General features: G+C 34.6%; 14 protein-coding genes. 8 read left to right on the plus strand and 6 right to left on the minus strand.

Annotated features, from left to right (window positions below):
* Positions 1 to 154: 154 nt before the first annotated feature.
* From BM371_RS04315 to pdeM, 5 genes are all read left to right on the plus strand, one after another.
* Positions 155 to 1,312, plus strand: a complete 1,158-nt coding sequence (locus tag BM371_RS04315; RefSeq protein WP_034676238.1) for a helix-turn-helix domain-containing protein — start codon at positions 155 to 157, stop codon at positions 1,310 to 1,312.
* A gap of 48 nt (positions 1,313 to 1,360) precedes the next feature.
* Positions 1,361 to 2,377 carry a ligase-associated DNA damage response exonuclease gene (locus tag BM371_RS04320; RefSeq protein ID WP_034676240.1) on the plus strand — a complete coding sequence of 339 codons (1,017 nt, stop codon included), beginning with the start codon at positions 1,361 to 1,363 and terminating at the stop codon, positions 2,375 to 2,377.
* A 263-nt stretch (positions 2,378 to 2,640) separates the two neighbouring features.
* Positions 2,641 to 4,221 carry an ATP-dependent DNA ligase gene (locus BM371_RS04325; protein WP_034676244.1) on the plus strand — a complete coding sequence of 527 codons (1,581 nt, stop codon included), beginning with the start codon at positions 2,641 to 2,643 and terminating at the stop codon, positions 4,219 to 4,221.
* Positions 4,222 to 4,413: 192 nt separating this feature from the next.
* Positions 4,414 to 6,861 carry a ligase-associated DNA damage response DEXH box helicase gene (locus BM371_RS04330; RefSeq protein ID WP_034676247.1) on the plus strand — a complete coding sequence of 816 codons (2,448 nt, stop codon included), beginning with the start codon at positions 4,414 to 4,416 and terminating at the stop codon, positions 6,859 to 6,861.
* Between the two features lie 147 nt (positions 6,862 to 7,008).
* On the plus strand, positions 7,009 to 7,653 hold the full coding sequence (gene pdeM / locus BM371_RS04335) for a ligase-associated DNA damage response endonuclease PdeM (RefSeq protein ID WP_034676249.1): 645 nt from the start codon (positions 7,009 to 7,011) through the stop codon (positions 7,651 to 7,653).
* Positions 7,654 to 7,656: 3 nt separating this feature from the next.
* On the opposite strand, the gene BM371_RS04340 is transcribed toward pdeM, so the two are convergent.
* On the minus strand, positions 7,657 to 8,007 hold the full coding sequence (locus BM371_RS04340; RefSeq protein WP_051882774.1) for a helix-turn-helix transcriptional regulator: 351 nt from the start codon (positions 8,005 to 8,007) through the stop codon (positions 7,657 to 7,659).
* Between the two features lie 463 nt (positions 8,008 to 8,470).
* Between BM371_RS04340 and BM371_RS04345 the strand changes: the two genes are divergently transcribed.
* A complete protein-coding gene (locus BM371_RS04345) occupies positions 8,471 to 9,064 on the plus strand; it encodes a Crp/Fnr family transcriptional regulator (protein ID WP_034676251.1) in 594 nt (197 codons plus the stop codon).
* A 95-nt stretch (positions 9,065 to 9,159) separates the two neighbouring features.
* Here the strand turns inward: BM371_RS04345 and BM371_RS20880 are convergent, their stop codons facing one another.
* The 5 genes from BM371_RS20880 to BM371_RS20340 all read right to left on the minus strand — a co-directional run bounded on the left by BM371_RS20880 (position 9,160) and on the right by BM371_RS20340 (position 11,696).
* A complete protein-coding gene (locus BM371_RS20880) occupies positions 9,160 to 9,291 on the minus strand; it encodes a hypothetical protein (protein ID WP_262484179.1) in 132 nt (43 codons plus the stop codon).
* 7 nt (positions 9,292 to 9,298) lie between these two features.
* On the minus strand, positions 9,299 to 9,805 hold the full coding sequence (locus BM371_RS04350) for a CinA family protein (RefSeq protein WP_034676254.1): 507 nt from the start codon (positions 9,803 to 9,805) through the stop codon (positions 9,299 to 9,301).
* 11 nt (positions 9,806 to 9,816) lie between these two features.
* Positions 9,817 to 10,122 carry a hypothetical protein gene (locus tag BM371_RS04355; RefSeq protein ID WP_034676256.1) on the minus strand — a complete coding sequence of 102 codons (306 nt, stop codon included), beginning with the start codon at positions 10,120 to 10,122 and terminating at the stop codon, positions 9,817 to 9,819.
* A gap of 318 nt (positions 10,123 to 10,440) precedes the next feature.
* A complete protein-coding gene (locus BM371_RS04360) occupies positions 10,441 to 11,055 on the minus strand; it encodes a Crp/Fnr family transcriptional regulator (RefSeq protein ID WP_228376734.1) in 615 nt (204 codons plus the stop codon).
* Positions 11,056 to 11,477: 422 nt separating this feature from the next.
* Positions 11,478 to 11,696, minus strand: a complete 219-nt coding sequence (locus BM371_RS20340; protein ID WP_131430929.1) for a hypothetical protein — start codon at positions 11,694 to 11,696, stop codon at positions 11,478 to 11,480.
* Between the two features lie 273 nt (positions 11,697 to 11,969).
* Here BM371_RS20340 and BM371_RS04370 point away from each other — a divergent pair, with 273 nt between their 5' ends.
* Both BM371_RS04370 and BM371_RS04375 read left to right on the plus strand, forming a co-directional pair.
* A complete protein-coding gene (locus tag BM371_RS04370; RefSeq protein WP_034676262.1) occupies positions 11,970 to 12,476 on the plus strand; it encodes a pyridoxamine 5'-phosphate oxidase family protein in 507 nt (168 codons plus the stop codon).
* Between the two features lie 44 nt (positions 12,477 to 12,520).
* Positions 12,521 to 12,871 (plus strand): hypothetical protein, encoded by a 351-nt coding sequence (locus BM371_RS04375; RefSeq protein WP_034676263.1) that lies wholly within the window; start codon positions 12,521 to 12,523, stop codon positions 12,869 to 12,871.
* The last annotated feature ends 1 nt before the right edge of the window (position 12,872 follow it).

Below are 12,872 nucleotides of genomic sequence, written 5' to 3' on the forward strand. Positions count from 1 at the left end.
TTGATTTTTAATAACTTAAATTAATTGAACTATTTGTTATTTATTTATTAACCTAATATTAAATCGTTGAGACAATTTTTAATAGATATATAACAGCCATAAGAATGATAAAATGTGAATTTTGCATTTATTTTGTGAAAACCTATAGGATAGAATGCAATATATTGTTATACTCGGCGCTTTTCAGGCATTGGTGGCACTTTGGCTCTTACAGTTTAAAGAACGAAAATCAATCTCCAACTATCTCTTTATCTGCCTTCTTTCAGCAATTGCAGTTCACCTGACGATTAAGTTTGTTATTTTTAATTTTATTCCGGACGAAAGTATCAGACATCAGATGAATACTTTTATTGGTGCGTCTTATGGGCCTTTAATCTATTTATATACTTTAAGCAAAACAAGAAAAGAGTTCTCCATTGTCGGGAAATGGTATACTTTTATTCCGTTTTTTATTCTGATGATCGGTTATCTTACAGTGTCCTGCGTGTTTTTTGTCCTGAACCATGTCGACCAGAAACTGCTTGATCTGTATAATGATTTTAGCCTGATTGTTTTATTTATTGTGAATCTCTATTATCCTTTACGAAGTCTTTTTATCATTAATACAGTTAAGCTTAAAGCTCTTGAAAAGCCTGAATACGATATCGTTACAAGAATTTCTTATTGCATTCTCTTTATGGAATTGGGAGTCATTGCTTCCAAAGCTTTACTTACTCTGTATCCCGAAGAAAATCAGCTGATTAATATTTCAATCAGAACAATTGCTTATTTTTTATTATTAGTTATTTGCCTTTTGATTGTCAGAAAAAGTTTAAAAACAGAAATTAATGAAATTGCTGAAAATGAATCAGATAACGATTTTAAAGTAGCTGTTAATCAAAATCATAATGAAGGCGAACTATCATTAAATACAATTGATTACGAAGTAAAATTCAGCGAGCTTTGGCAAAAAATGGATCAGTCGGTAAAGCAGAAACAACTGTTCCGGGACTGCGAACTGAATCTTGATCAGCTGGCTTTAAAAACAGAGATTAATAAATACCAGATCAGCGAAATGCTGAACGGCTACAAGCACAAACCATTCTACCGTTACATCAATGAATATCGCATCGAATATTTCAAAAATATGGTAGAAAAAGCGATCAAAAATAATGAAAGCATAAATTTTCTATCGTTTGCTTATGAAGCCGGTTTTAAATCCAAATCTTCTTTTAACCGTTATTTTAAGGAGATAATCGGTAAAACGCCTTCGGAATATTATAAAAGTCTGATCAATGAAACTAAAAAACAGAGTTTCGAGATAAGTGCGTAAATGTTTTGGTCAGCTTTTTGAATCATCAAAAGAAAATCAATACTTCTTTTGAAACTCATTACATTCACAAACAAAGGCATATATTGTCCGCAAGGGAAATTCTACATCGATCCGTGGCGTCCCGTTGATTTGGCGGTCATCACGCATGGTCATGCTGATCATGCACGTTGGGGAATGAAGAAATACCTTTGTCATCATTTTACAAAACCCATTTTAAAGAAAAGAATTGCCGAAGATATCGAATGTCAGACTTTGCAATATGGCGAAGTTCTAAATATTAATGGTGTGAAATTGTCACTTCATCCGGCAGGTCACATCATTGGTTCTGCACAGATTCGGCTGGAATATAAAGGTTACGTAAGTGTGATTTCAGGTGATTATAAAGTTCAGGATGATGGATTGAGTACGCCTTTTGAACTGGTAAAATGCAATGAATTTGTTACAGAAAGTACTTTCGGGCTTCCGATTTACAATTGGCTGGAAGTGGATGATTTGAACAAAAAAATGCAGAGTTGGGTTCTCAGAAATAAAGAAAATCAAAAAACATCGGTTTTCATCGGTTATTCTTTAGGTAAAGCTCAACGAATTATGAAAGCCGTTGAAGGTTTAGGGAAGATTCACGTGCACTATTCGATTGGGAAGCTTAATCAGGCTTTTGAAGAGGTCGGAATTGTACTTCTTGAATATGAAATTCCTGATTTTAGAGAAAATATAAAACATGTTGCAGGCGAAATTGTCATCGTTCCTCCTGCCTTGTTGGATTCTAATGTCATCAAGAAAATTCCGGATGCTGCAACAGCAATTTGCTCCGGATGGATGCAGGTTCGTGGTGCAAGAAGATGGCGAAGTGCCGATGCAGGTTTTGCAATGAGTGACCACGCCGACTGGAAAGGTTTATTACAGGCCATAAAAGCCACCGAAGCCGAAATTGTGCACGTTACACACGGACAAACAGAAGTTTTTTCAAAATATTTAAACGAAATCGGAATCAAATCGGATGTCGTTGAGACTTTGTATGGCGATGATGACGAAGAAGAAAAAGAGAAAGAAATTATTGATAATTAAATTTCAAGTTTTTTTGAAAACTTAATACGAAAAGTTCTATAAGAGCGATCTGTTAGTTGAAGAATAATGTGGGACTAAAGCCCAGCTCCGTAGGAGCTAACTGTTAATAGCGACAATGATGCGATGATGAGCGGAGCTCCGAAGGAGCGACCTGTTAATAAAGGATTATTAAAACATTGATATGCACGCAGCCCGTCTTAAGTGGAGCTCTAAGCTGCCAAAAAATTATAAAAATATGCTTTGGAAACGTTAATTGAAAATTTATGAAACATTTCGCGGAACTGATCAATGCTCTCGAAAGCACCAATAAAACCAACGCTAAAATCGATGCCATCATCGATTACTTAGAACGTGCGCCGGATGAAGATAAAGTCTGGTTCATCGCTTTATTTACGGGAAAAAGACCGAAACGAAATGTAAACACCAATTATATGAAAGAATGGGCGTTGGAAATTGCACAATTGCCATTTTGGCTGTTTCAGGAAAGCTATTCTTCAGTTGGCGATTTGGGCGAAACTTTGTCACTGGTTCTTCCTCCACCAACTGAAAAAATCGAACGTACTTTGTCTGAATGGATGAATGATATTATCGATTTAAAAAACAAAACCGATATTGAGAAAAAAGAATTCGTTTTAAATTCCTGGAATGGCTTGGATTATACAGAACGATTGATTTTTAATAAATTATTAGGCGGGAGCTTCAGAATCGGGGTTTCGGATAAAACTTTGATTAATGCTTTGACTAAGTTTTCCGGGCAGGAATCCAGTACGTTGATGCATAGTTTGATGGGAAAATGGATTCCTAATGAAGTCTCGTTTCAGGAATTAATTTCGGCAGAAAATGTAAACCCCGATAACTCAAAGCCTTATCCGTTTTGTTTGGCTTATCCTTTGGAAAAAGATTTGGAAGAGCTTGGAACTCCTGATGAATGGTTGATTGAATATAAATGGGACGGAATTCGCGGGCAAATTATCAGACGAAATGACGAAGTTTTTATCTGGTCACGTGGTGAAGAACTGATTACCGAACAATTTCCTGAAATCGCAGAAGTTGTTCAGCAGATGAAAGGTAATTTTGTGATCGATGGAGAAATTCTTGCGGTAAAAGATAATAAAGTTTTAAATTTTAATGAATTACAGAAACGTTTAAACCGAAAAACTTTAACCAAAAAAATGCTTTCGGAAATTCCGATTCAGGTTTTTTCTTATGATTTATTGGAATTGGAAAATAATGATTTGCGTGAAAAACCAATTTCTGCGAGACGCGCAATGTTGGAAGAATTATTATTAAATGAAAATCCCGAAAACATCAAAATTTCTCAGCAAATTGATTTTGAAAAATGGAACGAGTTAGATAAAATCAGAGAAAATTCCAGAGACATCAACAGTGAAGGTTTGATGTTGAAGCAGAAAAATTCACATTATCATTCCGGACGAAAAAAAGGCGACTGGTGGAAGTGGAAAATTAATCCGTTGACGATTGATGCCGTTCTTATTTACGCACAAAAAGGCAGCGGACGACGAAGTGCTTATTACACCGATTATAGTTTTGCAGTGAAAAGCGGCGATAAACTGGTTACGATTGCCAAAGCGTATTCCGGTTTGACGGATAAAGAAATTATGGAAGTCAGCAAATTTGTCAACAAAAATGCGATTGAGAAATTCGGTCCGGTGAGAACAGTAAAAGCTGAACTGGTTTTTGAAATTGCATTTGAAGGAATTGGTTTCAGTAACCGTCACAAAAGTGGTGTTGCACTACGTTTTCCAAGAATTCTGAGATGGCGAAAAGATAAAACCGTTGATGAGATCGATGATATTGAAGAGATTAAAAAATTGATACAGTAAATTTTTAATCGCAATGATCGCAAGGTTTCTTTTTAAATTTTTGAAAACATTTTCTGCTCGCAAAGGCACTTCGTTCAGCAAATGATAGCAGAACTTCTTGGCTGAATGAAACGCCTTTGCGAACGAAAATATGCAGAAAAAAATCAAAAAGTCTTTGCGCTCTTTGCGTTTAAATAAAATAATCATAAGAAATTGAGCAATTTCGAAAATACAGAAGGCTTTAAAATCATTCAGAACTGGATGATGCAAAAATCGATTTCACCATTCAAATTTCAGGTTCAGACTTGGCTGAAATTCGGGAATGGCTACAGCGGAATGGTTGTTGCTCCGACAGGTTTTGGGAAAACGTATTCTGTATTTTTAGCTTTAATTTCAGATTTTCTGACGAATCCTGATAAATACAAAAGCGGACTGAAAATGATTTGGATTACGCCACTCCGCTCACTTTCAAAAGATATTGCCAAAGCAATGCAGGAAGCGATTGATGAGATTGGTTTGGATTGGGCAGTTGGCGTGAGAAACGGAGATACCGACCCGAAAGTCCGTCAGCAACAGGTCAAAAATATGCCTGAAATTCTGGTTGCAACACCTGAAAGTTTACAATTGCTTCTCGGACAAAAAAATCATCAACGCTTTTTCCAGAATTTACAGACGATTGTTGTGGACGAATGGCACGAATTGTTAGGCTCAAAACGCGGCGTTTTGGTAGAACTAGGCATTTCGCAACTGAGAAAATATGTTCCCAAAATAAAAATTTGGGGAATCACCGCAACCATTGGAAATCTCGATGAAGCGATGGAAGTTCTGATTCCTTACAACATCAAAAAGACAAAAGTTACCGCAAAAGAACATAAGAAAATTGAAATTCTTTCGGTTTTTCCTGATGAAGTCGAGATTTTGCCTTGGGCGGGACATCTTGGTCAGAAATTAGCAGATAAAGTGGTTCCGATTATTCTCGAATCAAAATCAACCATTGTTTTTACAAACACCCGGAGTCAAAGTGAAATGTGGTATCAGTTGTTGCTGAATGTTTATCCTGATTTCGCAGGACAAATTGCCATTCATCACAGTTCGATTGATTCGGAATTGAGAAATTGGATTGAAGAAAATTTAAGTTCAGGAAAGCTGAAAGCTGTTGTTTCGACGTCTTCTCTGGATTTAGGCATCGATTTTAAACCTGTTGATACCGTTATTCAAATCGGTTCGGCAAAAGGTGTTGCAAGATTTTTGCAGCGAGCCGGACGAAGCGGTCACTCCCCTTTTGAGATCTCTAAAATCTATTGTGTTCCTACGCATTCGTTGGAATTGATTGAAGTTTCTGCCTTGAAAGAAGCCGTCAAACAAAATGTGATTGAACCTCGTGAACCACAAGTTTTATGTTTCGATGTTTTGGTTCAGTTTCTGATGACTTTGGCAATTGGCGACGGATTTTATACGGAAGAAACCTACGAAAGAATCAAGCAGGTTTACACTTTTCAGGAAATGACGGATGAAGAATGGAAATCGATGATTGATTTTCTCACGATTGGTGGAAGTGCGCTGAAAAGCTATGAAGAATACCATAAAGTTGTGGTGATGGAAGACGGTTTGCATAAAGTGACTTCTCGAAAAATTGCGATGCTGCACCGAATGAATATGGGCGCGATTGTTAGCGATGCGATGCTGAAAGTAAAATTCATTTCCGGCGGATATATTGGGATGGTTGAAGAATATTTTATTTCAAGATTAAAAAAAGAAGAAAAATTTATTTTAGCGGGAAGGGTTCTGGAAGTCGCGATGATAAAAGATATGACGGTTTTCGTTCGGGCTTCCAAAGGAAAAGCGCAGGCTCCGAGTTATTTGGGCGGAAGATTGCCGTTGAGTTCCAATCTTGGTCAGTTTTTGCGGGAAAAATTGTCGATTGCGCTCAATCCGAAAGCTTCGGAGAAAGAACTGAAATTTCTGCATCCGCTTTTAATCAATCAGGAAGAGCGGTCGCACATCCCGAAAGATGACGAGTTTTTGGTGGAATTGATTAAAAATCGAGAAGGTTATCATCTGTTTATGTATCCTTTCGAAGGTCGATTGGTGCACGAAGTGATGGCTGCTTTGATTGCTTACCGGATTTCAAAACTGGCTCCGATTTCCTTTTCGATGGCGATGAACGATTATGGTTTTGAATTATTCAGCGATAAAGAAATTCCACTCAATGAAGAAAATTTAGACAAAATTTTAACAAGGGATAATCTGATGACCGATGTGATTTCCAGTATTAATGCGGCAGAAATGGCGAGACGAAAATTCCGTGATATTGCGGTCATTTCCGGAATGGTCGTTCAGAATTTTCCCGGACAGCAGCGTTCCAACAAATCTCTGCAAAGTTCTGCAGGTTTGATTTTTAAAGTTCTGGAAGACCACGACCAGAATCATTTTCTTGTACGGCAGGCTTATACAGAGGTTTTTAATATGCAGCTGCAGGAACAGCGATTGGTAGAAGCATTCAAAAGAATTGAAAAATCAAAAATTATTCTCAAGTTTGCTAACGCATTCACACCATTGAGCTTCCCTATAAAAGTGGATAGTTTGAGGCAGACTTTAACGAGTGAAGATTTGGATTCGAGAATTCAGAAACTGATTCAGCAAGCGAAGAAAGGGAGGTAAAGTGAATTGTTAATAAGTCAATTGTAAATTTATGTCGTTTTGTCATTCAGAACGAAGTATAGCGGAGTGAAGAATCTATAAAATTAATTATTAGATTTCTCCTATTGTCGAAATGACAAAGCTATAGCTGAAATTTTTTAGTAAAAAATGAAAATAGTAACAAAAAATATAAACATTCAAAACGAAGTTTTTACCTTAACCAATCAGCGTGCGCTGTTTTGGAAAAAAGAAAAAGCTTTGATTCTCTCCGATTTGCACATCGGAAAAACTGCCCATTTCCGCAAAAATGGGATTGCCCTCTCCGATCAGATTTTCGATAATGATTTACAAAGATTATCTGTTCTTATTGAATATTTTAAGCCTGAAAAATTTATTGTAGTCGGCGATTTACTCCACGCAGGAGATAATTCGGGTGTTGATAAATTCTGTGAATGGAAAAACCAGTTTCCCAACCTTGAATTTCATTTAATAGAAGGCAATCACGACAAAATTTCAAAAAAGCTGGAAGCAAAATTATGCCTGAATTTCAGAGATGAAATGTTGGAGATTGATCATTTTCTTTTCGTCCACGATTTTCAGAAAACGGATGAAAAATTTCAGATTACAGGTCACATTCATCCTGGTTTTGTGATTAATTCGATGGTGAAAAATATCAAACTACCCTGCTTTGCGGTTTCCGAAAATCAATTATTGCTTCCGGCTTTCAGCGAATTTACGGGTTTAGATACAAAAAATCTTCCTAAAAAAGGAAGATTCTATGTTTTTACGGATGCTGAGATTTATGAGATTTAAATCTTACAAATTATCAAACCATTTATAAATATCGGTATCTGACGAGATGCCTAGTTTTTTTCTCAGTCTGTTTTTTCTGTTTTGGATTGCCTTTGGAGTTACAAATGTGTAAATGGCAATCTCTTTTGTACTCAATCTCAACTTGAGATAGATACAGAAAATAATTTCCGAGTTTTGAAGATTTGCATTAATCGTTGCTAATTTCTCAAAAAAATCCGGGTATGCAGATTTGAATTTACTTAGAAGGCGTGGCGAATTTTCTTTTGCAAGTCTTATTATTTCTTCGTCAGCCAAAATTTTTGCGTTGTAATTTTCTGCTTTAAAATCTTGTAGTGTTTCTTTATTTTTATTCATCGTATGGCAAAATTTTTCTCGATCATTATTAAGACTTTCGCTCTTAATTTGATTAGCATTCTTATTTCTCTGTTTACCTTTATAATTTGGGGTATCATTGTTGTGAAATATCCTGTCGGCTCAAATTTTAATTCTAATTCTTATGAATTTTAAAACAAGAGCTAATTCTTTGATATTGCTGATTCAAAAGTATCAGATTTTTTACATTCTTTTTATGATTCTAATCAACCCTTTTACATTTTTTGGCATTTTGCTTTTTTAATTTAATTAAACTCTTATTTCTGATTAAAATTTTATTTTCAGCAATTATTTTGAGCTTTAATGGTGAATGTGGTATCTGTGTGGTAGGTAAATAATTCACTTTTGTAGAAAATTGCTTTTTCTTTACAATTCTAAAAATTCGTACCTCATTACGTTTGCGAGACTATTGATTATGATTTTAGGTTAAATTAATCCCTATAATATGATAAATGAAGATATTTTATTTTCTTTTGGAGCAGATTTGAGAACTTTTGATGCGGAGGATATTATTTTTTCTGAAGGTGATGTTCCTGCATTTTTTTTTCTGATTGTTGAAGGCAAAATAAAAATAAATAACTATAATGAAGCGGGAAAAGAATTTATCCAGGGTATTCTCTTAAAAGGTCACAGCGTTGGTCTCTCTTCTCTTTTTCTATCTAAAAACTATCCTGTAAATGCTGTTGCAGAGATTGAAAGTGAAGTAATAAGGCTTCCTAAAGCACATTTTTTTGAAATTCTAAAAAAGCATCCTGAAGTTTATTCCGATATTATTCCGTTTATGGCGGAACATATGCATTATAAATTTCTGATGATGCAGAGCATGGCTTTTCATAATCCGAGTGATAAATTATTAACATTAATGAATTATCTGAAGCTTCATCATGAAGATAAATCACAATATTCTCTCCAGATTCCTTTAACGAGACAACAACTTGCCTCACTTACCGGGCTTAGTGTAGAAACAGTAATAAGGGTAATTAAAAACATGGAGAAAACCGGAGTTCTGAAAATACAAAACAGAAAGATCTTTTATTAATACCAAAGAAAAGTTGAGATGAAAATGTAAGCTGTTTTCTAAGTTTATGATTTTAATGGAGATCTTTCTGCAGTAAACGATAAATAAGATTATGATTATTTATTCTTTTTATTTTCTACCTGATCAGGTTTTCTGTTTTTTGGCTCATCTTCTTCAAAGTCACAGCGGCATGAGCTTGCAGTAATGCCTAAAAGACAAAGTGTAAGAATGGTAATGGTAGATTTCATATAATTTCTAATGATTATTTAATACTAAAACTTTATTGATTTCACTTTTAAAGCATCCCAGAATAAATTCCGTATAATATTCCTGAGCTCCTAAAGCCTGAGTTTTAGGATGAAGCTCGAGTTTTTTAGACAAAATAATTTCGCCTTTGTAAGCAAAAGAATAATAGGAAAATATTCTATAGGTTGAATTTCTGATGGGATTTGCGTAGCCTGTAACGGCAATAGACCAGTCGGTTTCAAACAATTTGGCAACATTTAATGCCATTGTTTCGGCAATTTTTTCTGAAACACAGTCGCAAAGACTTGCTTCATCATAATCTACGTTCAAAAGTTTTACTTTCTGAGCAATATTGTAGGCAGTGATACCACCTTTATAGAACATTCCTGCATTAGGCATTTGAGAAAATGAAAGCTGAAATAATCCTGAAGTCACACTTTCAGCGATAGAAATGGTTTCGTTGGTCGTAATCAATGCTTCGCTGATATAATTGAGTAAATTTTGCTGAAATTCCATAAGTTTTGTTTTTAATGAAGTTGTGTGATGTTCATGTATTTTTCGAAATAATGAAGATCTTCTGATTTTTGAAGGGTCAGGTAAAACATCAGTTGGCTGGGTTCTTTTAGACTGATGCTTTCAATACAGTCGAATTTTGCGATCATTGCACGAACGGAGTCTTTTTGAGGATCTTTATTTACTACAAAAAGCAGAAAAATATTGTCTCTGATCTCTTTCGCAAAAATTACAGACTGAGATTCTATCCAATTTCCGTGATTGGGTATTTCTGCGAAATCATCATCTTTGATGATTTGTAAAATTTTATATGAATTCATATTAATTTGGTGTTGGTGATGACAAGTTGATCTCGGTAAAAAAACCGACTATAAAAAGACTACCTCTTCTCCAAAAAGAGGTAATCCGGAAAAGTAAAAATTATGAATAAAGTTTGAGGGTGTATTTCATAGTGGGAAATCCACTTATACACAGCGCTTCCACTGTGTAAACTTTTTGTTTTAATCCGGTTATCATATTTTATATTTTGAGTGATTTAGTAGCTTCTTATTTCACATATTGAAGAGTGAATTAATAATAAAAAGTCTACTCAAATGTATAACCTAAAACTTCTACAAATTTATGATCTGAGTCATACTTTAATAATAGATCTTTCTGTCTTCAATTTTCACAAGTTTGTCCTGCTCCATTTTCTTTAAAGTACGGATAATTGTTTCAACACGAAGGCCGGTAAGATCGGCTATTTGCTGACGGGTAAGTTTTACATTGAAACCGTGAGCGTCTTCACAGTCTGTATAGCTTTTAAGATAATCGAAAAGACCGGTAATTCTTAAAGCCGGTTGTTGTGAAGCCATATTCTGTACCATAATCATATTATAATACAGACGGTGAGAAAGACATGCATTCATTTCCATTGAAACATGAGGATGTTCCTTAATTAAATTAATGAAATTCTTTCTGGGTAAGCGAATAATAGTGCTTGGCTTTAGTGTATAAGCATTCACGGGATATTTTTTATCGATAAAAAGAAGAGGATCGCCGAAGCTTTGTCCTTTACCGAGAATGTTGTGAATGAATTCTTTTCCTTCTTCGTTATAATTATTCACTTTTACATTCCCCTCGATAATTTGAAAAAAATAAGCAGGTGCATCACCCTCAAGAAAAATTGCTTCTTTCTCATTATACGTTCTGATCTCTGCGCTGTAAGATAATAACAGCTGCTCATCGATCTTCATACAACTTACTGTTTTCATAATATCATCATTTTTATAAATTACTATAATATTTTACCGGTTTCAATCAGCATCTGCCTTTTTTTCATTTTTTTGAATGTTCGGATCACAGTTTTATACAAATTCCTGTAAGGCTTGCCATTTGCTGCTTGGTTAATAGAATTTGAAATCTAAACTTTTTGTCTTCCGATTCCTGACTCTTCAGATAGTTCATCGAAGTTTTAAGCTTTCATACTGAATTTTGAGAAGACATATTTTGTGCCATAATTTGTTTAAAATAAAGATTTTCTGATAACCTTTTATTCATATCAAAACATAGCTTGAGATTTTCAACTAATGAAAGAAATTTTTCTTTTTTTAGGGTTAAAACTTCACAAAGATTTAAGGTAATCGCATTTACAGGATATTTTCTATCCGTAAAAAGTAGTGATTCTCAGTGATGATTATCTTGTGTTGGTTGCAGAATTAGCAGGAATGGTTGTTATGGTACTGTCTGCATGAGTTGCAGGAACAATCATAGTATCTGGCTGAACAGGTACAGTTTCAGAAGTGATTGTGTCGGCTGATAAACTATCTGTAGTATCAGTTGGTGTTGTAGTATCTTTTTTCGAACAACTCAGAACCAGAAATCCCACTGCGAAGATGAATACTGTTTTTTTCATAATATTTTTTTGATTGGTTGTATTGAGTTTAAATATTGCATAAAAACTTGAATACAAATATACTATATAATGATTTGTGGTATTATGATTGCGATCATAATATTTAGTTAATGCAATAACATTCTTTGTAGTAAATGTTAAATTCATTATTTTTAATAGTAATATAATATTTTTTTTACCAAATTTACATTTTGGTTAGGTTTTTGAAGCGACCAAAATAGCTAGGAACAATATTGTTCCTCCAAAACACCACAATTACAAAAATATATTATTATGTCAACAGAAAACCTAATTCACTCAGAAGCGGTAAAAAAAATCAAAGAGCTTTCAGAAAAAGCAAAATTCTGTATGTTCTGCACCAATCTCGAAAGTCTCCCAATCAATACGCGACCAATGGGTCTTCAGGAAACGGACGATAACGGAAATCTTTGGTTTATAAGCAGCGATACAAGCAACAAAAATTTTGAGATAAAAGATGACAAAAGAGTTCAGCTTTTATTTATGAACAATTCAGATTCAGAATATCTGTCCATATTCGGTGAGGCAACAATTTATAAAGATCGCTCTACGATTGAAGAAAAATGGTCTGCAATGGCAAATGCATGGTTTGATGGTAAAGATGATCCTACCGTGAGCATCATTCGTGTAGAACCAAAATACACTTATTATTGGGATACAAAAGCAGGGAAATTGGTTAGTTTAATAACATTTGTTACTGCAGCTGTTACCGGTAATAAAACCGATAATTCCGACGGGGTTGAAGGTAAAGCCAGCGTTTAGATAAAATTATTCTCTAAAAAGTTTAACCCTTAAAACTAAAAATCATGATTTTCGAAGATGATCCGCACGCTGTTGTTCATGAAACGAATAATAAGCAGATAAGCAATTTTGCAATGATTACACAGGTGATTAATTTCAGTGGAGACAAGTCTTTTATACTCAATTCTCTGCAGAAAATTAAAAACAGTACGCTGTGTGAAATTAAAAGGAAGGTAATTGAAAAGTTCATCCATGAATATACCCAGAATTTTGGCGGATATGTCGAAAACGACAGTTATCAGCTTCAATCAGACGGTTACCAGTTATCGCCTTCTTATGCGAAACAATCTTACGAAAAAGTATTAAGGGAACAGGAATATCTCAATAGAATAATCACCACACTGAACAACGATTAGT

The organism is Chryseobacterium formosense (assembly GCF_900116415.1).
Taxonomy (GTDB): domain Bacteria; phylum Bacteroidota; class Bacteroidia; order Flavobacteriales; family Weeksellaceae; genus Chryseobacterium; species Chryseobacterium formosense.

Coding starts and splice junctions, on each gene's coding strand:
- BM371_RS04315 (WP_034676238.1), top strand. CDS start 155: ATGCAATATATTGTTATACTCGGCGCTTTTCAGGCATTGGTGGCACTT.
- BM371_RS04325 (WP_034676244.1), top strand. CDS start 2,641: ATGAAACATTTCGCGGAACTGATCAATGCTCTCGAAAGCACCAATAAA.
- pdeM (WP_034676249.1), top strand. CDS start 7,009: ATGAAAATAGTAACAAAAAATATAAACATTCAAAACGAAGTTTTTACC.
- BM371_RS04340 (WP_051882774.1), bottom strand. CDS start 8,007: ATGAATAAAAATAAAGAAACACTACAAGATTTTAAAGCAGAAAATTAC.
- BM371_RS04345 (WP_034676251.1), top strand. CDS start 8,471: ATGATAAATGAAGATATTTTATTTTCTTTTGGAGCAGATTTGAGAACT.
- BM371_RS20880 (WP_262484179.1), bottom strand. CDS start 9,291: ATGAAATCTACCATTACCATTCTTACACTTTGTCTTTTAGGCATTACT.
- BM371_RS04350 (WP_034676254.1), bottom strand. CDS start 9,805: ATGGAATTTCAGCAAAATTTACTCAATTATATCAGCGAAGCATTGATT.
- BM371_RS04355 (WP_034676256.1), bottom strand. CDS start 10,122: ATGAATTCATATAAAATTTTACAAATCATCAAAGATGATGATTTCGCA.
- BM371_RS04360 (WP_228376734.1), bottom strand. CDS start 11,055: ATGAAAACAGTAAGTTGTATGAAGATCGATGAGCAGCTGTTATTATCT.
- BM371_RS20340 (WP_131430929.1), bottom strand. CDS start 11,696: ATGAAAAAAACAGTATTCATCTTCGCAGTGGGATTTCTGGTTCTGAGT.
- BM371_RS04370 (WP_034676262.1), top strand. CDS start 11,970: ATGTCAACAGAAAACCTAATTCACTCAGAAGCGGTAAAAAAAATCAAA.
- BM371_RS04375 (WP_034676263.1), top strand. CDS start 12,521: ATGATTTTCGAAGATGATCCGCACGCTGTTGTTCATGAAACGAATAAT.